Annotated in this window: 22 protein-coding genes, 1 tRNA gene and 1 pseudogene; 14 read left to right on the forward strand and 10 right to left on the reverse strand. The window is 45.2% G+C overall.

Going from position 1 to position 20,439, the window contains the following annotated elements; genetic code table 11:
• Nucleotides 1–66: 66 nt before the first annotated feature.
• On the forward strand, nucleotides 67–390 hold the full coding sequence (gene flgM / locus KFE26_RS15610; RefSeq protein ID WP_107948432.1) for a flagellar biosynthesis anti-sigma factor FlgM: 324 nt from the start codon (nucleotides 67–69) through the stop codon (nucleotides 388–390).
• Nucleotides 391–392: 2 nt separating this feature from the next.
• Complete coding sequence (locus tag KFE26_RS15615) at nucleotides 393–818, forward strand: flagella synthesis protein FlgN (RefSeq protein WP_212600941.1); 426 nt, start codon at nucleotides 393–395, stop codon at nucleotides 816–818.
• Nucleotides 819–945: 127 nt separating this feature from the next.
• Here the strand turns inward: KFE26_RS15615 and KFE26_RS15620 are convergent, their stop codons facing one another.
• Nucleotides 946–1,398: an LPP20 family lipoprotein gene (locus KFE26_RS15620; protein WP_212600942.1), complete on the reverse strand. Its 453-nt coding sequence runs from the start codon at nucleotides 1,396–1,398 to the stop codon at nucleotides 946–948.
• Nucleotides 1,395–2,027: a FlgO family outer membrane protein gene (locus KFE26_RS15625; protein WP_212600963.1), complete on the reverse strand. Its 633-nt coding sequence runs from the start codon at nucleotides 2,025–2,027 to the stop codon at nucleotides 1,395–1,397. Before KFE26_RS15625 ends, KFE26_RS15620 begins: the two co-directional genes overlap by 4 nt.
• Nucleotides 2,028–2,307: 280 nt before the next feature.
• Here KFE26_RS15625 and KFE26_RS15630 point away from each other — a divergent pair, with 280 nt between their 5' ends.
• The 4 genes from KFE26_RS15630 (at nucleotide 2,308) to KFE26_RS15645 (ending at nucleotide 5,203) form a co-directional block, all read left to right on the forward strand.
• The gene (locus KFE26_RS15630) at nucleotides 2,308–3,474 is read left to right on the forward strand and encodes a flagellar assembly protein FlgT (protein ID WP_131523072.1); all 1,167 of its coding nucleotides are present in this window, start codon (nucleotides 2,308–2,310) and stop codon (nucleotides 3,472–3,474) included.
• Nucleotides 3,475–3,529: 55 nt separating this feature from the next.
• Nucleotides 3,530–3,605: transfer RNA gene (locus tag KFE26_RS15635), tRNA-Arg, on the forward strand.
• Nucleotides 3,606–3,656: 51 nt separating this feature from the next.
• Nucleotides 3,657–4,946 (forward strand): motility associated factor glycosyltransferase family protein, encoded by a 1,290-nt coding sequence (locus KFE26_RS15640; protein WP_212600943.1) that lies wholly within the window; start codon nucleotides 3,657–3,659, stop codon nucleotides 4,944–4,946.
• Nucleotides 4,943–5,203: a hypothetical protein gene (locus KFE26_RS15645; RefSeq protein ID WP_212600944.1), complete on the forward strand. Its 261-nt coding sequence runs from the start codon at nucleotides 4,943–4,945 to the stop codon at nucleotides 5,201–5,203. Before KFE26_RS15640 ends, KFE26_RS15645 begins: the two co-directional genes overlap by 4 nt.
• 49 nt (nucleotides 5,204–5,252) lie before the next feature.
• On the opposite strand, the gene KFE26_RS15650 is transcribed toward KFE26_RS15645, so the two are convergent.
• Genes KFE26_RS15650 through KFE26_RS15675 form a run of 6 tightly spaced genes read right to left on the reverse strand, consistent with a single transcriptional unit; the run spans nucleotide 5,253 to nucleotide 11,925 of the window.
• Nucleotides 5,253–6,095, reverse strand: a complete 843-nt coding sequence (locus tag KFE26_RS15650) for an NTP transferase domain-containing protein (protein WP_212600945.1) — start codon at nucleotides 6,093–6,095, stop codon at nucleotides 5,253–5,255.
• Nucleotides 6,092–6,730, reverse strand: a complete 639-nt coding sequence (locus KFE26_RS15655; RefSeq protein ID WP_212600946.1) for a gamma-glutamyl-gamma-aminobutyrate hydrolase family protein — start codon at nucleotides 6,728–6,730, stop codon at nucleotides 6,092–6,094. Before KFE26_RS15655 ends, KFE26_RS15650 begins: the two co-directional genes overlap by 4 nt.
• Nucleotides 6,697–9,030, reverse strand: a complete 2,334-nt coding sequence (locus KFE26_RS15660; RefSeq protein WP_212600947.1) for a PEP/pyruvate-binding domain-containing protein — start codon at nucleotides 9,028–9,030, stop codon at nucleotides 6,697–6,699. Before KFE26_RS15660 ends, KFE26_RS15655 begins: the two co-directional genes overlap by 34 nt.
• A 10-nt stretch (nucleotides 9,031–9,040) precedes the next feature.
• On the reverse strand, nucleotides 9,041–9,790 hold the full coding sequence (locus KFE26_RS15665) for a class I SAM-dependent methyltransferase (RefSeq protein WP_212600948.1): 750 nt from the start codon (nucleotides 9,788–9,790) through the stop codon (nucleotides 9,041–9,043).
• Nucleotides 9,780–10,349, reverse strand: a complete 570-nt coding sequence (locus tag KFE26_RS15670) for an adenylyl-sulfate kinase (RefSeq protein ID WP_212600949.1) — start codon at nucleotides 10,347–10,349, stop codon at nucleotides 9,780–9,782. The genes KFE26_RS15665 and KFE26_RS15670 overlap by 11 nt, the downstream gene beginning before the upstream one ends.
• Before the next feature lie 16 nt (nucleotides 10,350–10,365).
• The gene (locus KFE26_RS15675) at nucleotides 10,366–11,925 is read right to left on the reverse strand and encodes a CDP-glycerol glycerophosphotransferase family protein (protein ID WP_212600950.1); all 1,560 of its coding nucleotides are present in this window, start codon (nucleotides 11,923–11,925) and stop codon (nucleotides 10,366–10,368) included.
• A 122-nt stretch (nucleotides 11,926–12,047) separates the two neighbouring features.
• Here KFE26_RS15675 and KFE26_RS24340 point away from each other — a divergent pair, with 122 nt between their 5' ends.
• The 3 genes from KFE26_RS24340 (at nucleotide 12,048) to KFE26_RS15690 (ending at nucleotide 15,032) form a co-directional block, all read left to right on the forward strand.
• Entirely contained in the window at nucleotides 12,048–12,938 is an 891-nt protein-coding gene (locus KFE26_RS24340) for a LicD family protein (protein WP_212600951.1), read from the forward strand.
• A 54-nt stretch (nucleotides 12,939–12,992) separates the two neighbouring features.
• Nucleotides 12,993–13,196, forward strand: coding sequence for a hypothetical protein (locus tag KFE26_RS15685; protein ID WP_212600952.1), 204 nt, complete (start codon nucleotides 12,993–12,995; stop codon nucleotides 13,194–13,196).
• Nucleotides 13,197–13,475: 279 nt separating this feature from the next.
• The gene (locus KFE26_RS15690; protein ID WP_212600953.1) at nucleotides 13,476–15,032 is read left to right on the forward strand and encodes a CDP-glycerol glycerophosphotransferase family protein; all 1,557 of its coding nucleotides are present in this window, start codon (nucleotides 13,476–13,478) and stop codon (nucleotides 15,030–15,032) included.
• Nucleotides 15,033–15,129: 97 nt separating this feature from the next.
• Here the strand turns inward: KFE26_RS15690 and KFE26_RS15695 are convergent, their stop codons facing one another.
• On the reverse strand, nucleotides 15,130–15,300 hold the full coding sequence (locus KFE26_RS15695) for a hypothetical protein (protein WP_212600954.1): 171 nt from the start codon (nucleotides 15,298–15,300) through the stop codon (nucleotides 15,130–15,132).
• A gap of 34 nt (nucleotides 15,301–15,334) precedes the next feature.
• On the opposite strand from KFE26_RS15695, the gene KFE26_RS15700 reads away from it, so the two are divergent.
• The 5 genes from KFE26_RS15700 to KFE26_RS15720 all read left to right on the forward strand — a co-directional run bounded on the left by KFE26_RS15700 (nucleotide 15,335) and on the right by KFE26_RS15720 (nucleotide 20,131).
• On the forward strand, nucleotides 15,335–15,520 hold the full coding sequence (locus tag KFE26_RS15700) for a hypothetical protein (protein ID WP_212600955.1): 186 nt from the start codon (nucleotides 15,335–15,337) through the stop codon (nucleotides 15,518–15,520).
• Between the two features lie 121 nt (nucleotides 15,521–15,641).
• Entirely contained in the window at nucleotides 15,642–16,943 is a 1,302-nt protein-coding gene (gene aepX, locus KFE26_RS15705; protein ID WP_212600956.1) for a phosphoenolpyruvate mutase, read from the forward strand.
• On the forward strand, nucleotides 16,943–18,070 hold the full coding sequence (aepY, locus tag KFE26_RS15710; protein WP_212600957.1) for a phosphonopyruvate decarboxylase: 1,128 nt from the start codon (nucleotides 16,943–16,945) through the stop codon (nucleotides 18,068–18,070). The genes aepX and aepY overlap by 1 nt, the downstream gene beginning before the upstream one ends.
• On the forward strand, nucleotides 18,057–19,193 hold the full coding sequence (locus tag KFE26_RS15715; RefSeq protein WP_212600958.1) for a phosphonoacetaldehyde reductase: 1,137 nt from the start codon (nucleotides 18,057–18,059) through the stop codon (nucleotides 19,191–19,193). The genes aepY and KFE26_RS15715 overlap by 14 nt, the downstream gene beginning before the upstream one ends.
• Entirely contained in the window at nucleotides 19,190–20,131 is a 942-nt protein-coding gene (locus KFE26_RS15720; RefSeq protein WP_212600959.1) for a nucleoside-diphosphate sugar epimerase/dehydratase, read from the forward strand. The genes KFE26_RS15715 and KFE26_RS15720 overlap by 4 nt, the downstream gene beginning before the upstream one ends.
• A 74-nt stretch (nucleotides 20,132–20,205) precedes the next feature.
• Here the strand turns inward: KFE26_RS15720 and KFE26_RS15725 are convergent.
• Nucleotides 20,206–20,439 (reverse strand): annotated as a pseudogene (locus tag KFE26_RS15725) (transposase); the annotation flags it as partial.

Raw genomic sequence — 20,439 nt, forward strand, 5'->3', positions numbered from 1 at the left:
AAGCTTTTTTGTAAGCTGCCGATACCCCAGTTAAGAAATCCCGTACACACGACGCTGGAGCCTAAAATGGCAATTGATATTAGCAAACTCAACACTGCAACGACTGCGCAAGTTCGTTCAGGCGCAACGAAAACGAGCAGCGATCAATCTGCTCAAGTTGCTACAAAATCGACAACACCACAGAGAAGCGACTCAGTGGTCATTACGGCCCAGGCACAACAACTTCAAGGAGCTCAGACTAAAATGGCTAGCCTTCCTGAAGTTGATCAAAAGAAAGTAGCAGAAATCAAACAAGCTATTGCCGAAGGTCGCTATAAAATTGACCCTGAAAAGTTGGCTGCCAATATTGCAAGTTTTGAAGCCGAACTTAATGACTTAAATAAAGAGTAACTATGACTGAAATAGCTAAACTGGTAGATCTACAACACGCCCATTTGGCTGTTCTTAAGCAAATCATACTCAAGGAAAAAGGCGCTTTGGTTGACCAAAACGCCGATTTACTGCTTTCCCTTGCTAACGAAAAATCGCAATGTCTGAAAGAACTAAAGACTAATGATGATATTCTGGCAAACCACAGTGATAAATCGCGACTCACTCAGCAAGTCGAACTCGTGCATAAAATGGCCGAGATCAAAGACGCATTGACTGAATGCAAAGAATTAAACGAACAAAATGCCAGTTTAATTGAGATGAATTTAGCGAGTTTAAATCGCTTTGCTCAAGCTTTACAAGCCAGCAGAAACGCCTCCAGCCTCACCTATAACGATAAAGGCAAGACCTCGACTATCTCAAGTTTAGGCAATGATTTAAAGGCCTAACAAGCGCATCACTCCCACTTAGCATTCCCTTTTCTAAGCTCTGATTAGATATTAATGTCTTGTACAAAAAGAAAAGCCGCGTAAATACGCGGCTCAATACATGCTGTTGAACATACTCTCAAAAACGCTAGAAATACGTCACTTCCTTCACTCGTTGTGGACGGTTTTGTTGTTGATAAAGCGCCCAAACCTGTGAAAAATCAAGTTCTAACTCAGTGACATAATGCTCGCCTGCTGGATAACTCTTAACGACTCGTGCGCCGCGGATCACGCCAGAAACTGACGCTTTGACATTATCGTCCGTCAACATCCAATCACTGACACTGCTGTTTGCCGTTATTTTCTGCCCATAAACTTGTTCCGCTAATTCACGATAAGCCACAATTTTTGATGCCTGCATAGCCATCAACACTCTTTGTGATTGCTCTTTAGCCGGTTGAGTCGCTAACGGCGCATATCCTATAGCCGTTAACTTAGGAAAACTCGGTGGCGGCACATCTTCCCATTGCACATATCTATCTTTAGCAGCGCAGCCAGTTAGCATTAGCCCCGTGATAAGTAATAAAAAGTAGTGTTTCATTTTCCATCTCCTAAGACACGCACTTCATTCATGCCTGGACTCGCCTGACGATATAAGATGCCATTTTGTGACACAATTTGCTCCGAAGGCTGCATGTAGTTTGCCAACTCTTTTTGAGTCACAAAAGTTTGAGATGCCGATACCACGCGATTGTTACTAATGTTCACAATCCGAGTATTGATCGCCATACCATTGGTTACTACGCTCATAGTCGAAACGACAAGATGCTCAACAGGAAGATCTTTCGACAATTTTTGCCAATCTCGCGTCAAAATAAAATCCCCGTCAGATGTGACTCTCAAGCCATCAGCTAAGTTTAAATCCACCACATTAAACTGAAAGCTATGGAGCGACGTCATTAATCCTTGCTGTAACTGTTGCGCTAACGCATTAGTGCCATTCAAATCGCCCACTAATACTGGTGTTGCAACTACGATAGGTTGATCAGCACGCAAAGCATCATTTTGCTTAACGAGCTCAGTCACTATTCGCTGTGCTAAATGGTTGATCACTGCCGTTGGCGGCAACCCATTGCCATCCACTAAACTCGGTTTGTGCGGCGTAACCGGTTTAGCTACACATCCACCTAACATTATCAATGTTAAGGGAATAATCACACGCTTTAGCATTGGATTTACCTCATCTATGGGTGCATTGGCAGTCAAGTGACTCACTTTCTAAGCTTCAAATTTTTAATGAGTAACAAAAACCAGCAATCTTTGGACCAATATTAACCTCAGTCCGACAATATTCTTCTATTACGCAGTATATCGACTGTAACAATGGAAACTTTATCAAAAGTTCTCATACTCAGGCACGAAATTTGCTTTATTGACATATTAGATTAAGAGTCAGAAAACTGGCTCGATTGGTAATATCGCCATTAGCTTAGCGATAAGGATTGAATTGATGCACATACCAGGTTCAGCTTCGCTCATCATTTTGAGCCTTTTACTACTTTCTTTGCCCACCAGAGCCGAATGGATAGAAGCCAGCGGAGAAGCAACTATTATCAATGGTAATACAGCTCAAGCAAGGGAAGAAGCAATTAATCAAGCTGTTAGCTATGCGACATTAAGCACAGGTATTCAAATATCCAGTGAGCAACAAACCTCTAATGGTAACCTCACACAAAATAACTTTGCGATAAATCGCAACGCCCAAGCCATAAACATCCAACTCGTTAGTGAACAAATTCAGGGAAATAAAATATATGTATCCCTACGCCTCGATCTAAATGATGATCCAACACAACAGTGTCCTAATGGCCAATTAAAGGCCGCTATTTTAATACCTCAAACACAAATAAAAGATCGTTCTCAGCTTAGATATGGACAACTTTCAGGCTTTGAAGAGGTCATTTCAGAGGCGTTAGGGAACACTATAGAAGATTACTCTTCAACTGGCTTTAGTCACATCCATGCTAACGAGCGACTCGATATTGAACAAGACCTAGTGGATATTCGCGGTTATCGACTCCCAAGCTGGCTCAGTGAAATTACCGACAGCCAATATATTCTTCAACCGCAGATCATTGATATATCGATAGAGCCTGTACAACCCACCTTCTTAGGATTTTGGGATGAAGCTCCGCTAAGGCAATTTCAATTCAAACTCAGCCTCTATCATGGGATCAGTGGCGAAGAGGTCTGGAGCAAAAGCTACAGCACATCAGCCCCATGGGAATTTGAAGAACAGGCTATCATTGCTCCCAACAGTAATAGATTCTGGCGTTCCTCCTATGGAAAAAGTATTACTCAATTAATATTGCAAGCTACCCGAGATTTAGACAGCACACTTAATTGCAGGCCATTACTTGGCCAAGTCGTTAGCCGACAAGCAGACAGGATTATATTAAATCTAGGCCGTAAACATGGCATTCGTGTCGGTGATAAATTCCAAGTAGTATTACAACAAAACTTACCCGATAGACTCAATGAAATGCGCGCCGTCGCGACCAAAAGTCGTGCAACGGTAAAAATTGAGCAAGTAAGCGAAGAAAGCGCCACCGCAGTACTTGTAGACCAAAATGCCGCCTACAATGTACAGATAAACGACATAGCGCTTAAGATTTAAGCAACTAAATCATAAGCCTTTTAATCAAAGATAAAACCAGTATAATCACTGTCGTCTCTTCATAGCTCAACAGGATAGAGCAGCCGCCTCCTAAGCGGCCGATCGGGGTTCGAGTCCCTGTGGAGAGACCAGATAGTGACCTTGGTGATATCAAACTCCCAGAAATCTTCCGGAGAAACGGAATGACCGAGCTATTTGCGTCTAATCTCAATATTATCGTTAAGCGTTGGCCTATCGTAGCTGCTGCGATTAAAAACCAAACCATCAATGAATTAGATGCTCACCTTATCAACGGTCGTAATCAAACTATCAGTGTTAATGGTATTCAGCTCAGTAGTCGTCATGACCGCATCGCCGAAGCACGGCTCTTTATCAGTACATTACCTGCAGATGCAACTCACGTAACCGTCTACGGTGTCGGTATGGGAGATGTACCAAGTTTACTTATCGATAATCCACAGTATCTTTCAATTGATGTTTGCATTTTAAACCTCAGCGTTTTTGCCCTCCTCATCAGTTACACAGATCAAAGCGAATGGTTAAAGCATCCAAAAGTTAGTTTAAAGGAACATGCAAATAAAACCTTAGTTTATCCCTATATTGCGATTACGCCAGAGTTAATTTTGACCAGTAATGAGAATGCCATTACTCGAGATTTGCTCGTCTACGAACTCAACCGCAATTTTGCGAATCAAAAACACACGGTTGATGAAACGTCATTGGCAAGAATTAATGCCAATATTCCCAGTGTATTAAACGATCCTGATGCTGCACTACTCTTAAATACCCATAGAAATTCACACTGTATTGTCATAGGTTCGGGCCCTACCCTCGAGGATCACTATTCATATTTATTCGAATTAGCGCAACAGCCAGTATCATTGAGACAACTGATTATTGCAGTTGATACCTCATTTAAGGCTTTACTTCAGCACGATATACTACCTGATATTATTTTGAGTATAGATCCTAAGATCCGTCCAGACCATTTCCCCATGGAACAGACAAGGCATGTCACCTTAGTCTACTTTCCCAAAATTAATCCTCTGATCCTCGCACAATGGCAGGGCCCCAAGTATTGTGCTTATTCGAGTAGCTCTCTCTATGATGATTTAGCGAAGAAAATTCCTAAGAAGCGATTATTTACCAATGGCAGTGTCGTTCATCCGGCCGTCGATCTCGCCGTGTATTTAGGGGCCTACCAAATATCCCTATTTGGTTGTGATTTCTGTTATGCCAATAATAAAACCCATGCATTTTGGCCTGACGGGGCTCTGGGGCCCAAAGTCAATAATGCAAAGCATTGGCTCATTAACGGTCATGGTGAAAGAGTGCCAACTGATTTAAATTTTAGGGGATATTTGCGCAGTCTTGAACACTATATTCAATCAAAACATAATGTTAAGTTTTATCAATCGAGTTTGGATGGAGCAAGGATCCATGGCGCTCAGTATAAGGCATTTATCAAATGACAAATGATCTTGTTTATTCACTTATTGCAAAACTTATCGCTACCGCCCATAAATTTAGACTTGGGCGAGAGGCTGAAGCTTCACAGCAATTCCGTGAATGTCTCAATCTCTTAGAGCCGATACTAAAGAGTGCGCCTCAAGCCGATGAAATCACCCTTATGCTCCCCGCAATATTAGCGGCACAGGAGCGTTATGATTGGCTAGCACTAGCAGATTATTTAGAATATGAACTGCCTAGCATGCTGCAAGGCAACTAACGACCTGAAAAAGGACTAGAGTATAACGGAGATTGTAAAAATATAGTGACTAGTCCTGATATAGGCTAGCTTTACCCTGTAACAGCAGATTTTTCAGCATAGGGATATCCAGTGCCAGCTCAGTCAAAAGGCGCCCCTCAGCCTCCATCTGCTGATACTGAGTCAGATCCTCCACAGTATCAATTTCCAGCCAGCCGCCTTTGCAATAGGCCGGTTTAATACGCCAGCCCTGCTCTATCATCAGTTGCAGCAAACTGGTCATAAACATCTGGCTTTTAGTTTTACCGTCATAAAGTCTGTCTTCCGGCAAACTACGATAACACTGAATAAAATCGGCAAGGCGGCTGGCTGAGATTTTAATCAAACCCGTATACTGCGCACTGATATCATCCAGCGAAGATGCTTTTTTGCCTAATTCCAGCAGGTACCCCTCTTTGACTTTAAAACTCTCAGCGTCGGATAAAGGGTCATCCATTCTGCAGCTCCAGAGTTTAAACCAGTTTAAATCAGCCACTACAGCAGCATCAGCTTCTGTGGCCAGTAACTGCTCTATCAATTGCTGTTGATACAAAATGTCGGAATAACAAATCAACAGATCCTCATTGCCTGCCATAAAGTCTTCGGCACAAAACAAGCTGTACACCATATTGGTGCTCAGATGTTCTGCGTTATAAAACTGCGGCAGCGGATAAGCAGCGAGTGTTTCAGCACAGTACCCGGTAACAACCGCAATTTGTTCAATACCACAATGGCGTAACACCGCCAGTTGGTAATCAAATAAAGGCACATCAGCAAAAGGCACCATGGCTTTAGGAGCAGACTGAGTAAAAGGTCGTAATCGGCTGCCTTGTCCGGCAGCAAGAATTAATGCTTTTGTTTTTACTTGGTTCATGAAGCAGAGCCCGAAAAAAAATCATGGATAAATTGCACATCCTGCGGATGAAACTCAGCTTCACGCTCCGGATGCCACATCCAGCCACACCAGGGTAAGCTGCGGTGCGCTATCGCCTCAATACTCTGATCCGCACTTTGTGCTGTCACCTGCCATTGCTGCAAGTCCGGCAGACAAGCCCAGCGGTGAAAGCTGTTTACAGAACGATTCTGCCCGGCAAAATTCAGCTGATGCCGCACCGCCACATGGCCACCAATCTGCTGCAACTGGCCACCTGTAGAGTGAGTCAGCAGTTGCATACCACGGCAAATCCCCAATACCGGCCACTGCTGTAGCCTGGCTAACTCCAGAAGTGTAGATTCCTGAGCATCCCGTTCAGGTGCATCACCGCCGTATGCCACCAGATCATTGCCACCACTCAGCACCACACCTGCGATAGTCAGCCCTGAAAAGCTTTCAGTCGTAAGTGGCAACAGATTTGGCACCGGCATGGCGATAAAACCAGCTTGCGCCAACAACAAAGCCCAGCGTTGATCCAGCATATCTCTGCGTTCTGTTGTTGCTGTATTGACTTCAACCCTTTGGCTGACCAGCACCAGCTTCACTGCAACACCCTGACCAGCCGTTGGCTGCAATCCAACTCCAGTGTTCTGGCCTGCTCACATTGGCGATATAGCTTTTCACCTGCGCCAATAATGGCCGGCATATTCAGCTCTGCAGCCCTTATGGCCATATGAGAATTCACTCCGCCATATTTGGTAATAAAACCAATAATGCCCTGAGAGAAAATCCAGTCATAGCCTGGATCCGCACTTGGGATCAGTAAAATTTTGCCCGCTAAATCCTGACCTAAAGTACAGGACTGCACTTCACCGATACAGGACTGCAAAGTGATAAAGTTCGGCTCATCTGCACTTAAATGAAACTGGTAAATGTTTTGCTCAGAATGAATTAAGGCTGGCAACACCACAGATTCTGTTTGTTTAAACTGCTGTTTACCAGACGCTATGCTGCTGCGGATTAACTGGCCTGCATCCACTGTGCTGCTGTACATCTGCCGGATCACCGAATAATCCAGATAGGACATCTGATCCCGGTTTAACTGATGCTGTTCACCCCAATCCGCCAGCAATTTCAGCACCTGACTCAGACTGCGGGTAAAGACAAACTTGGCGTATTCACGGCCTTCAATGGCTTTTTTAAGAAAACTAAACAAGCTGATGATGGTGTGTTGCAGCTGATGTGAGTCTAAAGCACTTTGTAATTGCTCAAGCTGCTTTAATGACAAATGGAATTCATCCAGGCTTTTAGTGCCTACGGCGGCTGATTTGGCTAAATAAAATTCCTGCGCTTCATCGTAGCGTAAGCTGGTGATGTCGTAAGTGCCGGGGCGCAAATGGCCATAGAGTTCTAAAAAGCTGTCCGGCTCCATCTGCTGTTGATCTTTACCCAACGCAGAGCTGATGGTTTCCAGAGAATTCATAAAGCTGGCGTAATTTTGCTCTGACAAAATGCCCACTGTCACCATAGATTTCAGCATTTGTACTGCAATAAAACCAGCCCGGGCCAAACCGGCAAAAGGCAAAGTGCCATAACGTTTACAGTCTTCGATGATCCAGTAAATTTTATCAAAGACCGGTAAATCAGCGTCAAACAAGCTTTGTTGCCTTGTTTTTAGCATCTCTATTTTTTCGATATCTTTTAGCCACAAACCGTTTTCAGAATTGATAATTCTGTTGGTCAGGCCCCGTAATGATTGCTGCAATAACATCAGTTCATCATCGTCAAAGCCACGGGCTTTAAGTGATTCCAGCCGCTGGGGTAAATCCAGGGTGTAACAGGACAAAATGATTTCAAACTCCACTTTGTCATGTTGGGTCGGGTTTTTCACCAGTTGACTGATGTAATAATCCACCAGCTTGTCGGTCAGTTCATCGCCCAGATCTCCGGGCACAAAAGAGTTAAAACTCACCCTGACATCAATAAAAGGCACACCGGCAAAACTATGCAGCAGCGGAAAACTGCGCAGGTTTCTGTAACCGTAATTATCACGCTGGTAAGCCCAGATACTATCGGTCACCAGCTCTTTGTATAAACTCATAGCCAGTGGTCGTGGCCTGACACCAATAATTTCAGCCGGATTCCAGTCAGGCATCACACCAAATACAGTGCGCTCACCGCCTAAAAACGGATGACGGCGGTTTAACTGGCCAAACTTATGCGCCACCTGAGCCAGCACATCAGCCGACTCCGTTGCTGTTGGTGCCACAGACCAGTCTTTAACCAAAGGCCTGACTTGTAAAATAAAACAGTGGCCTTGCTGGTCAAAAGCAAACTCTATATCCAGATGGTCACAGTTAAACAGTAGTTCCAGCTCTTTTGCAGCCAGCAACAATTTGCCTAATGGCCCTTCGGGGTAATAAGACAAAGGACAACTTTTGGCGATATAGCAGGTTTCCAGTTCGGCTTTTTCGCCAGAGGTAACTAAGTCAGTACGACCCGACAGCGGATCATAATTAATCACCCAATAGTGTCCCAAAGTAGAAGGGTCACGAGTGAAAATCACACCGCTGAGGGCCACATCCAGTAATTGGGGCTGGATCAGCAGTTGTTCATCTACAGCGGATGGGCCATAAGACCGGGCCACGGTTTGCATAGCGTCACAACAAGCCAACCATCCCCGCACATGCAATACAGAGTCATAATGCCCTGCCAGAGAATGCTCAAAGCTGTCTTCATTTTGTGCACTGCTTCGCACCACCAGATCAGTATCCAGCCATTGCCGTTTCTCCAGTTCTGAGCGCAGCAGCTGAAGTGATTCAGGCTGCTGCAATACAGCCGTGTTGGCAACCAGTTGGGGCAATACGCTGGCATGCTGTAGCTGACCTTCCAGGTTGGCTAACGTCTGTGCCTTAGTACCAAACAACAACCCCATAATAGCCCCTTTATGCTTTCAGCTGCGCGGCCCACAACCTGGTGGTGTAGGGGATTTGAATATGATCAGTGCCTAAAGCCAGCAGAAATTTTTCAATATCTTCAATCACCAGTTCAAATAAGTCGCCAGCCTGACGGGCAAGAGTGGCATGTGAGCGCCAGGCTTCAACTACAGATGCAATATCCTGCTGATGCACTACATGGCCTTCAATATAATGAACGGCGTTAAACAAGCCGCTTTGCTCCATCACTTCGGTTTGATCTTCACGGCGCACTCCATAACCATAACCTTCAACACGGGTACGGATCAGGGCTTCAATTTCAGACTGAATTGGGTCTGTTAAATCGCGGTGATTCCACATAGCTGCAAACCAGCCTTGTGGTTTGGCAATACGTTTTACTTCCAACAAAGCTTTTGGTCTGTCACAGACGTTAAAAGAGGAGCCAAAAGTAACAATATCAAACACGCCAGACTGTTGTCCTGTTGCTTCACCTACCCCTTCAAACCAGATTGCATTCATGCCTTCAGTACGTTTAATTCCGCGGCTTCGCATTGCATCGTTCGGTTCAACGGCATTGACTTGTAAACCACGTTTTAATAAATGCAAAGTCAAATGTGCAACACCAGCACCGACATCACAGGCATGTTTTCCCGCCGCCAAGCCAGCCAGAGCAAAGAGTTGGTCGATAGCGTCATCGGCATAGTCAGGACGCTTTAAATAGGCTTCCGCAAGTTCAGTGTAATTCCACTCAGTTTTCATTATTTAACTCCACAATCTTTGACTTTAATTCATTGATCAGCTGCTTCAGACTTTTCTCCACCTCGTCCTCCGGCATAGGGCATATCCGGATATCTGGTTTCAAAGGCGCCTCATAGCTGGCATTTATACCCAATACATTGTTCACTTCGCCACGCATAGCGCCGCTGTAGAGGCCATGCTTGTCTCTGCTTATTAAGACTTCTATCGGCACATCAATAAAAATCTCCAGATAATTTGTAATATTTTCTCTGTTCCATTGCCGCACGTCTTCAAACATTGAGACAGTTGAAACAATAACATTTGCCCCTTGCGAACAAAGCAACCGTGCCAGCCGGGCGTACTGATACGACAAATTTTTGCGTTGCTCTGACTGATGCAAAGTTGTACTGCCAAATACCTCACGTAATTCATCGCCATCAAGCAACAAAAATTGCCTGCCCACCAGACTTTTAATTTGTTTCTGCAACAGCTGCGCCAGTGTTGTTTTTCCTGAACCAGGCAAGCCTGTTACCCAAAGACACAGACCTGTATTAGCATTATTTTGTATTACATCAGTCATTATTTAATCCACATTTTCAGCTGCACCGCCCCGATTCTAAACGCCACCAGCCTGGTAAATCATATCCACCAAGGATGGCTTTAACTGTATCTTTAAAATAGCTCACTGTATTGCCATCATTAAACAACACTTTTTCAGTCTGCAGCTCTATCCGTTCCCTATAATGGCCTGGAGCCTGCAACATATTCCGTACTGTACTGACCAGCATCTGAACATCCGAAACACAAGCGCCAAAAGCCGGTCTGTCCTTAATGGAAGAAAAATTACCGTATTTTTCCATTAGTTTCTGATTATCTGGGGCGTAAAACACTACAGGTCTGCGACAGGTTAACGCAAAGGTAAAAGCCGTCGATGAAGTGTCGGATACCATCAAAGCACTGCGCTGATAGGTTGCCATATAGCTGGAGCCGCCTAAATCCAGTTCACAACGGGATTGCTGGCAAAACGCCAGCGTATCCCGCAACGCCTGTGCTGCTTTGGCCGGTTTGCCCGATTGCAGATAGGCCAAATCTCCGGGATGAGGTCTGAATAAAATCCGGTACTGCGGGAAGTGTTTCTCAAGCGCAGCCAGAATTTGCACACCATGATAAAGCGAGTAACTCCACTGGCAATCCGGGATATCAAACATACTGGCGGTAGGTGCATAAATAATACAATCGACAGGCCCCTGATACTGCTGAAACTGGGCTCTGTTGCTGTCTAACCTCGGGTAACCGCCAGGGATCAACACCACCTGGTTTTTAAACTGACCCGCTATTAATTCCTGTTGCATCCGGTCAAAAGCAGGCTTTGAGGACGCAAAAATATAATGCCGCTCTGGCTGGGCTATATCAGCTTTACGGTCAAAGGGATCGTAATCATAAATCACATGCATACAGCTTAGTTTTGGTACAGCAGGATGCGCACAACGCCAGAAGCGGGATGAGATAGCCAGCGCTGAGCTGGTGTTTTGCTCACTTGCACTTAAAGATTGCAGCACTAAATTCACCGATTTTTCTTCGGCTTTATCTGGCTCGTCAGAAAAAGTGACCAGCTGATAGGTCTGAGCTAACTGCTGTGCTACAGGGTTTAAATGCTGACGATAAGCACCAGCCCTGCCATAAAAATGAAAACTGATTAAAGGACTGTCTGGCTGAGGAGCAGGCAATCGTTCTGACAAAGGACCCAAAATCCGCTGTTCCACAGTAGCCATATCCACTAAAGGAGGGCTTAAAAGCACTGGTTTGACCGGGTAATTCAGCTGAAACAAAGACTCTAACAAAACTAAAGCGGAGTCATGTTGCACATTGAGGATCTGTGAGCGCTGCACACCCGCTAAGGTTAATCTTTGTAATGCGGCCTGTTGATGGACTGCACTGGAAACCGCCAGAAAAACGACACAAGGAATCGCTGCGTCCAGTTCAGAAGCTTTGTACACCGGCAAATCGTGCCACGGGCTTTGCTGTTGCTCATCAATAACGCCGTCAACAGAGATCTCAAGCTGCAACAGGCAATGCAACACAGTCACGGCAAAAGACCCTGCGCCTGCAATATATACTTTGACTTCAGATCCCATTTTTTCTCTGTTTAGTTCCATCACGCCTTTGCTTTAGCTACCTTAGTAAAATCTGAATGTTAAAGCAATAAACAGGCCAGTACGATACAGTAAGACAGAAGCTAAAAATTCATCTGAGTGTGGGCTGACAGAGGTATAAGACAGTGCATAAAAAATCCATTATTTTATTTGGTGCCAGCGTCGGTGGACAACGGGCCTTATACTGGTACCAACAGCAAGCGGATACCACTGTGCTGGCAATAGCAGATAATGACGTCACTAAACAAGGCACTTTTATTGATCAGGTGCCGGTGATTAGCCCGGCACAAATCCAGCAGTACGACTGGAGTCAGATTGTAATTTGTAGCATGTATTTTCAGCCAATCCGCCAGCAGCTCATAGGGCAATATGGCATAGTAGCCAGTGCCATTTCCGTGGCATCAGCCACAGTATTGAAAGGATTACAGCCGCTACAACGAGGGCAGTTGTACCATCAGGCAAGGCAATTAATGTTGCAACTGACCAGCGTATTAAGCAAAAAAAACATTCCCTATTACATTGACCACGGCACTTTGCTGGGACTGGTCAGGGAAGGAGATTTATTGCCCTGGGATAATGATGTGGATATCGCCATTGACGCTGAGCATGCAGAAGCCGCATTTGAAGTGCTGCAATCTTTTCTCGCGGCCGACGCTCAGCACGCAACGCCATGGCAGGTCAGTTATCAGTCAGGTATATTTGATACAGCTGAAGGCCCACAGCAAGGCTGGCGTATTATTAAAGTGACGTTGCAAAGCGCGGGCATGTCTGCAGAGCATTTAGTGGACTTTATTATTAAGCATAAGGTTGGCCCTTTAAGATACTGGCTGGTTGGCACTACGACCTTGCAGGCTCCGGACGAATTAACCTCAGCACGGGTGAGTCTGGATTATCAGGGTCATGTCTTAACTATTCCGGCCAGCACTCAGCAGTATCTGACGCTGCTGTACGGGGACAACTGGCATATACCCAAACAAGACTGGAGCCATGCCAATTACAGCAATATCACAGAATAAGCCCTGACAAAAATGGGCATTTTTCTAAACTATTTCCTTTATTGGACGATAACGATGCAGCACCTGACTACCATGTTGCAACAGCCGGATCAGCTAAACGGCAAAGCACAGTTACAAAAGCCTGCTTTCTGGAAGGCTTGCCATCAGTATCAAAGAACCGCCCACCATAGCGCATTCGTTCTCTTATCCGCTGATCAGCCACTATGGCGTGCCTCAAAGACAGTAGCTTTAGTCTGCCAGCTATTATTGAACGGTTAAAAACACATGAAGTTGTGGTGGAAGATATGCAATTGCTAGAAAAGCTATACCATTGGTTTTTGCAGCTGCCACTTTATGCTGAACTCAGTCAGTATATTGACTGACAGCTGCTTTATCTGTTGCAGCCAGAGATGCTGGCACCAGGCGGTACAGACAATTTTGCCTTCGCATTAAATGCAAATTATATCAAGCTGTTATTGCAATATTCCGCACATTATGCAGATACAGCACAGATTAAAGTTACTAGCCGATAGACGACAAGAATCACGAGGAGTTTATATGCAGCCATTGTCGTATTACATTGCCGGAGCGGGGAGTTTTGCGTCCCTGACCTTGAAAATGCTCACCGATACGGGCGTTGTGGTACAGGGTTTTATTGACGAAATAGCTACAGGCACCAAAGAGAGCCTACCTATTTACAGCAGCGATCAAATAAAGGCCACAGTTCAAACCAGCAACACTTGTGTACTAATCGCAATTTCGCTGGAAAAACATCAAGAAGCCGCCCGCAACCGACTTATAGTTGCTGGGGTAAACCCGTTATTAATCCTGAATTTAGAGTCAGAAACGAGCCTGACGTTTTTGCGAACTTTACATCAGGAAGGCATCAAGCTGCCTGAATTGCTGCAAGTCCCATTAAGTGACATTCCCTCATTAGAACAACGCATAACCCAACTAAAATCAACCAAAGTAGTCGGAAAAAAAAGCCTAATCAGTTTTAATTTCTACGCAGGCGGATGTGCCGGAGGAGGTGGTTTTCGTCAGCACGTCAATCCTTTGGCGGAAAAGCTGACTAACCACTACGAAGTGATCAGTTACTCTGATGAAACTGATTTAGCGGGCGATAATTCTATTCAATTACATCTACAAAGTAATCTCTCTGCGGTACTCAATAACACTGCTGATCTAGCCATAACACCACACTTTATACCTTGTTCTGCGCCATCAGTCTGCAAAGTCACTTTTATGCATGTAATTTATGATTATTGTTTGTTTGAGGACGTTTTGTATAAATCCATTTCGCAACCAAAACGCCATTACATTTTCACCTCATCGCGCCCAGCTTTTAATGGCATGAAACAACTACTGTTAGATGGTGACTATAAAAATGAAGTCATCTTGATCCCTGGTGGTTATCCACGATTGGACTACAACAGACTAAAACTTCAGCAAATGGCTGAAGCATCAGATACTCTGGTATACGCCCCTACGGCCAGTGTTGAAATGCCGGACAAAACCGAGCTGACCTACTCTATTTATCAGGCATCCGCAATTCTTGAGGCTTTGGTTCAGGCATTTCCGTCCTATCGCATAGTGTTTCGTCCTCACCCTAAAGACTTGTCCAGAGTACGGGCAGGGAAAAATAGCCCAACAGCAGATGCTATACGTGCAGCAATAGAATATTGCCAGCATTCTCGCTGCGAGTTAGACAGCTCCAGAGGAGACTATCTGGCTAATTATGGCCGTGCTGCAGTGTTAATCTCAGACACTTCGTCAACTGCATTTACTTTTGCACTGACAACCAAACGCCCTGTAGTATTTTTTTCTCCAGGTAACCACTTATTGAAAGAACAACTGGGGCATTTTGATTATATTCAGGACCGCGAACACTTTGGCGTTACAGTGTCAGATGTCAACTCACTACTTTTAGCCATAGCTACCATGCTGGAGAATCCTGGCCAGTATGCTGAAAAAATATTACAGCACAGCAAACAGATCCTATTTAATGATGGGCGCAGCGAAGATTATTTTATCAACAATGTCAGTTATATTTTGAATAACAGCTGTCATCCTGACTGGTGGTACTTGCGGGATCATCAAAAGCAAATCGGCTGACTTGAACGTTGTATTACTCAGTAATATTAGGCCACTACAATCTTGGGCTTGAAATACTATTTAGGCCCAAGGCTGTAATTCTGACAGTGATCTCAGGTTATTTTATCTTTCTTAAATAACTGACACTGACCTGATCCAACACAAAAGATTTTTCAATGTATAATTGCTCTCCTTCCAAAAAATATTTCCACCACAAAACCAACATCGGATGAAAAATCTGCAGGAATTCAGGATTTTCATTACTGATATTGGCTGCCAGTTTAGCCATAATGCCAACCATATAGTTGGAGCTGCTATGCTGATTGGCACCACCACTTTTGCAAGCGCCGAATGACCTAACCTCAGAACGGATCAGCCTAGAGTACCAAGTTCAGTCTTTAACGGTTCCCGCCGATGCAAGGCAATATTTACAGTTGCTGTACGGAGAGGACTGGCATATTCCACGCAAGGATTGGAGCCATGCCAATTACAGCAATATCACAGAATAAAAAATAATGTCGCTGAATAACAGAGTTTCTAAACTATTTCCTTTATTGGACGATAACTTAACTTAGGTAGTAACATAGATCCACTCTCATTAAATGTTTAAACAGGGTTGCCAAAATTATCATGACAAAATCCGTCTATGTAGGTATGAGTGCCGATCTGGTTCATCCGGGTCATCTGAATATTTTAAAAAAAGCAGCTGAACTGGGTGACGTCACCGTAGGATTGCTGACCGATCAAGCCATTGCCAGTTATAAAAGAGTGCCTTTTATGACCTTTGAGCAACGCAAAATTGTGGTTGAAAATATCAAAGGCGTTTGCACAGTGATCCCTCAAACGACGCTGGATTACGTGCCCAATCTGAAACAATTAAAACCTGATTTTGTGGTGCACGGTGACGACTGGCAAGATGGCGTGCAGGCTAAAACCAGACAACGGGTGATTGATGCATTAGCTCAATGGGGCGGTAAACTGGTAGAAGTGCCATACACTCAGGGTATTTCCTCTACCCGCTTACATGCTGCCATGAAAGAAATTGGCACTACGCCTGATATTCGTCTGCGTTCGTTGCGCCGTATGTTGGCCGCTAAACCTCTGGTGCGTTTTTTAGATATTCATAACGCGCTGTCCGGTTTAATTATTGAAAATACCAAAGTGAACACCCCTGATGGCCCACAGGAATTTGATGGCATGTGGGGCAGCAGCCTGACCGACTCCACCGCCAAAGGTAAACCTGATATTGAAGCGGTAGACGTATCGTCCCGTATGGTGACCTTAAACGAAGTGTTGGAAGTAACCACTAAACCTATTATTTATGATGGTGACACCGGCGGCAAAACTGAACACTTTGTCTTTACCGTAAAAACACTTGAACGCCTTGGCGTGTCGGCCGTGATTATTGAAGATAAAACCGGTCTGAAGAAAAACTCTTTGTTTGGCACTGATGTTGAGCAAACTCAGGACAGTATTGAAAACTTCTGCGCCAAAATCCGCGCTGGTAAAAATGCTCAGGCCACCCGTGATTTTATGATTATCGCCCGGATTGAAAGCCTGATTTTAGGCATGGGTATTGATCATGCGATGGAACGAGCTGAAGCTTTTCTCGATGCAGGTGCCGACGGCATTATGATCCACAGCAGAGAAAAAACGCCGGATGAAGTTTTTGAATTTTGTAAAAGATACAACACGTTAGAGAATCGTAAAACTCTGGTGGCAGTGCCATCCAGTTACAACAAAGTCACTGAAAAACAGCTGAAAGACCATGGTGTTAACGTAGTGATTTATGCCAACCAGCTATTACGTAGCGCTTACCCTGCTATGGTCAAAACTGCCCAGTCTATCCTGACCCATAGCCGCTCTGCCGAAGCAGACGCCGATATGATGCCTATTCAACAAATTCTTGAGTTGATCCCGGGAGGGAAGTAGTGATCCAGCCAGATGCCTTTTCCCAGAGCTTAAAGCAGCACCAGATCGAGATGTTTTTTGGTGTGCCTGATTCGTTATTAGCGAATCTTTGCGCTTATGTCGACGATCAGCTGCCAGCCAGCCAGCACCGTATTACCGCCAACGAAGGCAATGCGCTGGCGATGGCCGCGGGTTATCACCTTGCATCAGGCAAAGTTGCAGCGGTTTATCTGCAAAACTCTGGTCTGGGTAATCTGGTGAACCCACTGACCTCATTGACCGACGCTGAAGTGTATAAAATTCCGGCTTTGCTGATTATCGGCTGGCGTGGTGAACCAGGCGTTAAAGATGAGCCTCAGCATATCAAACAAGGCCGCATCACCCCTGCTCTGCTGGATTTATTAAGTATTCCTTATTTTGTACTCGACTCTGCTTCTGACTATCAGCTGCAGGTACAACAGGCCGTTGAGTACACACAACGACATCAGTCCCCAGTTGCCTTACTGGTTCGTAAAGGTGCCTTCGCCGACTACCATTCAGGCAGAGCGGTGATTGCAGCTTCATCCATGAAACGTGAAGAAGCTCTGGCTGTGGTGCTGGACAACCTGTCCGGTGATGAAGCCGTAGTAAGCACCACCGGCAAAACCTCCAGAGAAGTCTTTGAGCTACGTAAACAACGTGGTGAAACTCAGCGTGATTTCTTAACTGTAGGTGCTATGGGGCATACTTCATCCATTGCATTAGGTGTGGCTATGGCGCAACCAGAGCGTGCTGTGGTCTGTATTGATGGTGATGGTTCAATGCTGATGCATCTGGGTGCTATGGCTATTATAGGCTCTGTTGCGCCAGCTAACTTATTGCATCTGGTATTAAACAATCAGTCGCACGAGTCTGTCGGTGGGCAACCTACTGTAGCTGGTGAAATTAATATAGGCGCTTTGGCGACCTCGCTAAATTATAAAAGCTATTTAAAAGCCAGCACAGCTGCAGAAGTTGCTGCGGCGATGCAACAAGCAAAACAGCTGACAGGCCCTGTATTACTGGAAGTGCTGATCGCTCAGGGCTCACGGGATGATCTGGGACGGCCGGACAGCACGGCAGAACAAAACAAAATCGCATTTATGAGGTATATTGATGCCGGCCTCTGAGTCCGATTTGCCCGTGCAGCAGCAAACTCTATTAGTTACTGGCCCTGGTGCATTTGCAGCATTAAGCAGTGAATGCCGTGGTTTAACAGTGTTGATTATCACCAGTGCTGGTTTTACTAAACGGGGTGTGGTTGCAGAGCTAACACAGCATTTAACCGAAGCGACAGAAGTTCTGCTGTTTGATGGCATCACTCCTAATCCTGAACTGGATGTATTAGACAAACTCACGGCACAATTTCGTCCGTTAAAACCACAGCTGCTGATTGCTTTGGGCGGCGGCAGCGCTTTGGATGCAGCGAAAGTACTGACACAAACGCTGGTGCAGCCGGAGCATGCTGATGGTTTGCTGAACCTGCATTTCAGACAAAAACAACCTCTGGACTGGTTGCCTTCACTGCCTTTAATTACTATTCCTACTACAGCAGGCACAGGTGCAGAAGTGACCCCTTTTGCCACCGTCTGGGATGCTGTGTTTCATAAAAAGTATTCGCTTGCTCATCCGGGCATGTATCCGGTTTTAACCTTATTACAACCAGAACTGACGCTAAGTCTGCCGTGGCAAGAAACTTTATATACAGCATTAGATACTGTGTCGCATAGTGTGGAAACCTTGTGGAATAAACACAACACGCCAATAAGCTGCGGCTACGCCATTCAGGCGCTGGAGCTGGTGATGCAGCATCTGACGACAGTGTTAAAACAGCCGGATCAGTTAAATGGCAGAGAGCAGTTACAGAAGGCCAGCTTTCTGGCGGGGCTTGCCATCAGCATCAACAGAACCGCCATCGCCCATTCGATTTCTTATCCGCTGACCAGCCATTATGCTGTGCCTCACGGCTTAGCCTGCAGTTTCAGTCTGCCTGCTATTATTGAATTGGTGTTGTCGAAGCAGGCTATACCACAAGATATACACCCCTTATTGCTCCGTTTGTCTGACTGGTTAGTGCAGTTGCCGCTTTACTCCGAACTGACACAATATCTGTCATGGCAACAGCTATCTGCGCTGGTGCCGGAAATGGTTAATCCCGGCCGAGCCGACAATTTTGTATTGCCAATGAATGAAGATGAGATCCACTTATTGCTGCAACGCGCACTACAACTGGCAGAGGCGGGTAATACATGAAAAAACTGGTACTTTTTGGTGCTGGTCAGGGAGCCAGAGCTTATATCAAACAGCTCTCAGCCACTGAACAGGTGATTGCCGTCTGTGATAATGATGTGACCAAGCATGGCAGCACCTTTGCCAATTATCCTGTGATCGGTCCCGCTCAATTAGCCAACTTACAATTTGACAGATTAGTGATCACTACCCAGTGGTTTCAGGAAGTACGCCAACAACTGATGCAGCAATATCAAATAGCCCCTGAGCTACTGCAGGTACCGGATAAACATCAGCTCAAATCGGCAGCCCCTTTTGCCGATGCAGCAACCCATCAGCTAGCCCGTGATATGTTGTGTACATTATCTGAGATGGCGGCACAAAGGCAGATCCGTTTAGTAGCAGACTTTGGCACCCTGCTGGGTTTAATACGCAATCAAGATATCCTGCCTTGGGATGATGACATTGATTTTGCCGTCGATGAGGCAGAACAAGCCGCGGTACTCGCCCTGTTAAAACAGTTTATTGAACAATATCAGGCGCCAGTACAATGGCAGCTAGATCAGCTAATTGATCAGCAGCACAGGGTCGCGAGTTACACCCTGAGGCATCAAAATCCGGATTATCAACCTTTTGAGATTTCGGTGTGTTTTAGGCGGAACGAACAAGGTAAGTCAGTGCATCTCGCGAGCCTTGGCCTATGGTATGCCCCAGCGGTACATTTTGAAGTGTGCGATGACATACAATGGCATGGCGCAACAATCAAGATACCTGCCGATACCAAAGATTATCTGGCTTTTGTATATGGGGCGGATTGGCAGCAAGAGAAAAAAACGATGGCCATAGGTGACTATGCCCACACCCAAAGCGTTTCTTTTGAACAAGTACAGCAAACTGGTTTACGTAGCGAAGCCATAGCATCAGACCGAATCGACAATACTCTATCACAGCCGCTCGGGTAACCCTCAGTCTTCACGTATAACAGTCATATTTAACGCCGCCTTGAACCCAACAATCTCTTTAACCTGAGATCGGTTTAACGAGCCATAACTGCAATAGCATTAAACTCCCCGTTAGTGAGGTTCAGTTGTGGCTTATTGTCTTTCAATTGATAGACTATAAGCCCCCGCAATCATATTCAGTATAAAACCATGCACACTGCGATGTCTTGAGTGTTCTATTTGAGAGATATTTTTTAACTGGTCGTTGATGGTTTCTATGATGAAACGTCTCGACAGCATCGCTCTATCCCACAACGACATCGCTTTTG

Origin of the sequence: Shewanella sp. M16, assembly GCF_018224605.1 — a bacterium.
GTDB classification, from domain to species: Bacteria; Pseudomonadota; Gammaproteobacteria; order Enterobacterales; family Shewanellaceae; genus Shewanella; species Shewanella oncorhynchi.

Bases quoted from the DNA above. Each gene is read 5' to 3' on its own strand.
- flgM (WP_107948432.1), top strand. From the start codon at position 67: ATGGCAATTGATATTAGCAAACTCAACACTGCAACGACTGCGCAAGTT.
- KFE26_RS15615 (WP_212600941.1), top strand. From the start codon at position 393: ATGACTGAAATAGCTAAACTGGTAGATCTACAACACGCCCATTTGGCT.
- KFE26_RS15620 (WP_212600942.1), bottom strand. From the start codon at position 1,398: ATGAAACACTACTTTTTATTACTTATCACGGGGCTAATGCTAACTGGC.
- KFE26_RS15625 (WP_212600963.1), bottom strand. From the start codon at position 2,027: ATGCTAAAGCGTGTGATTATTCCCTTAACATTGATAATGTTAGGTGGA.
- KFE26_RS15630 (WP_131523072.1), top strand. From the start codon at position 2,308: ATGCACATACCAGGTTCAGCTTCGCTCATCATTTTGAGCCTTTTACTA.
- KFE26_RS15640 (WP_212600943.1), top strand. From the start codon at position 3,657: ATGACCGAGCTATTTGCGTCTAATCTCAATATTATCGTTAAGCGTTGG.
- KFE26_RS15645 (WP_212600944.1), top strand. From the start codon at position 4,943: ATGACAAATGATCTTGTTTATTCACTTATTGCAAAACTTATCGCTACC.
- KFE26_RS15650 (WP_212600945.1), bottom strand. From the start codon at position 6,095: ATGAACCAAGTAAAAACAAAAGCATTAATTCTTGCTGCCGGACAAGGC.
- KFE26_RS15660 (WP_212600947.1), bottom strand. From the start codon at position 9,030: ATGGGGTTGTTGTTTGGTACTAAGGCACAGACGTTAGCCAACCTGGAA.
- KFE26_RS15665 (WP_212600948.1), bottom strand. From the start codon at position 9,790: ATGAAAACTGAGTGGAATTACACTGAACTTGCGGAAGCCTATTTAAAG.
- KFE26_RS15670 (WP_212600949.1), bottom strand. From the start codon at position 10,349: ATGACTGATGTAATACAAAATAATGCTAATACAGGTCTGTGTCTTTGG.
- KFE26_RS15675 (WP_212600950.1), bottom strand. From the start codon at position 11,925: ATGGAACTAAACAGAGAAAAAATGGGATCTGAAGTCAAAGTATATATT.
- KFE26_RS15685 (WP_212600952.1), top strand. From the start codon at position 12,993: ATGCAGCACCTGACTACCATGTTGCAACAGCCGGATCAGCTAAACGGC.
- KFE26_RS15690 (WP_212600953.1), top strand. From the start codon at position 13,476: ATGCAGCCATTGTCGTATTACATTGCCGGAGCGGGGAGTTTTGCGTCC.
- KFE26_RS15695 (WP_212600954.1), bottom strand. From the start codon at position 15,300: ATGGCTAAACTGGCAGCCAATATCAGTAATGAAAATCCTGAATTCCTG.
- aepX (WP_212600956.1), top strand. From the start codon at position 15,642: ATGACAAAATCCGTCTATGTAGGTATGAGTGCCGATCTGGTTCATCCG.
- KFE26_RS15715 (WP_212600958.1), top strand. From the start codon at position 18,057: ATGCCGGCCTCTGAGTCCGATTTGCCCGTGCAGCAGCAAACTCTATTA.
- KFE26_RS15720 (WP_212600959.1), top strand. From the start codon at position 19,190: ATGAAAAAACTGGTACTTTTTGGTGCTGGTCAGGGAGCCAGAGCTTAT.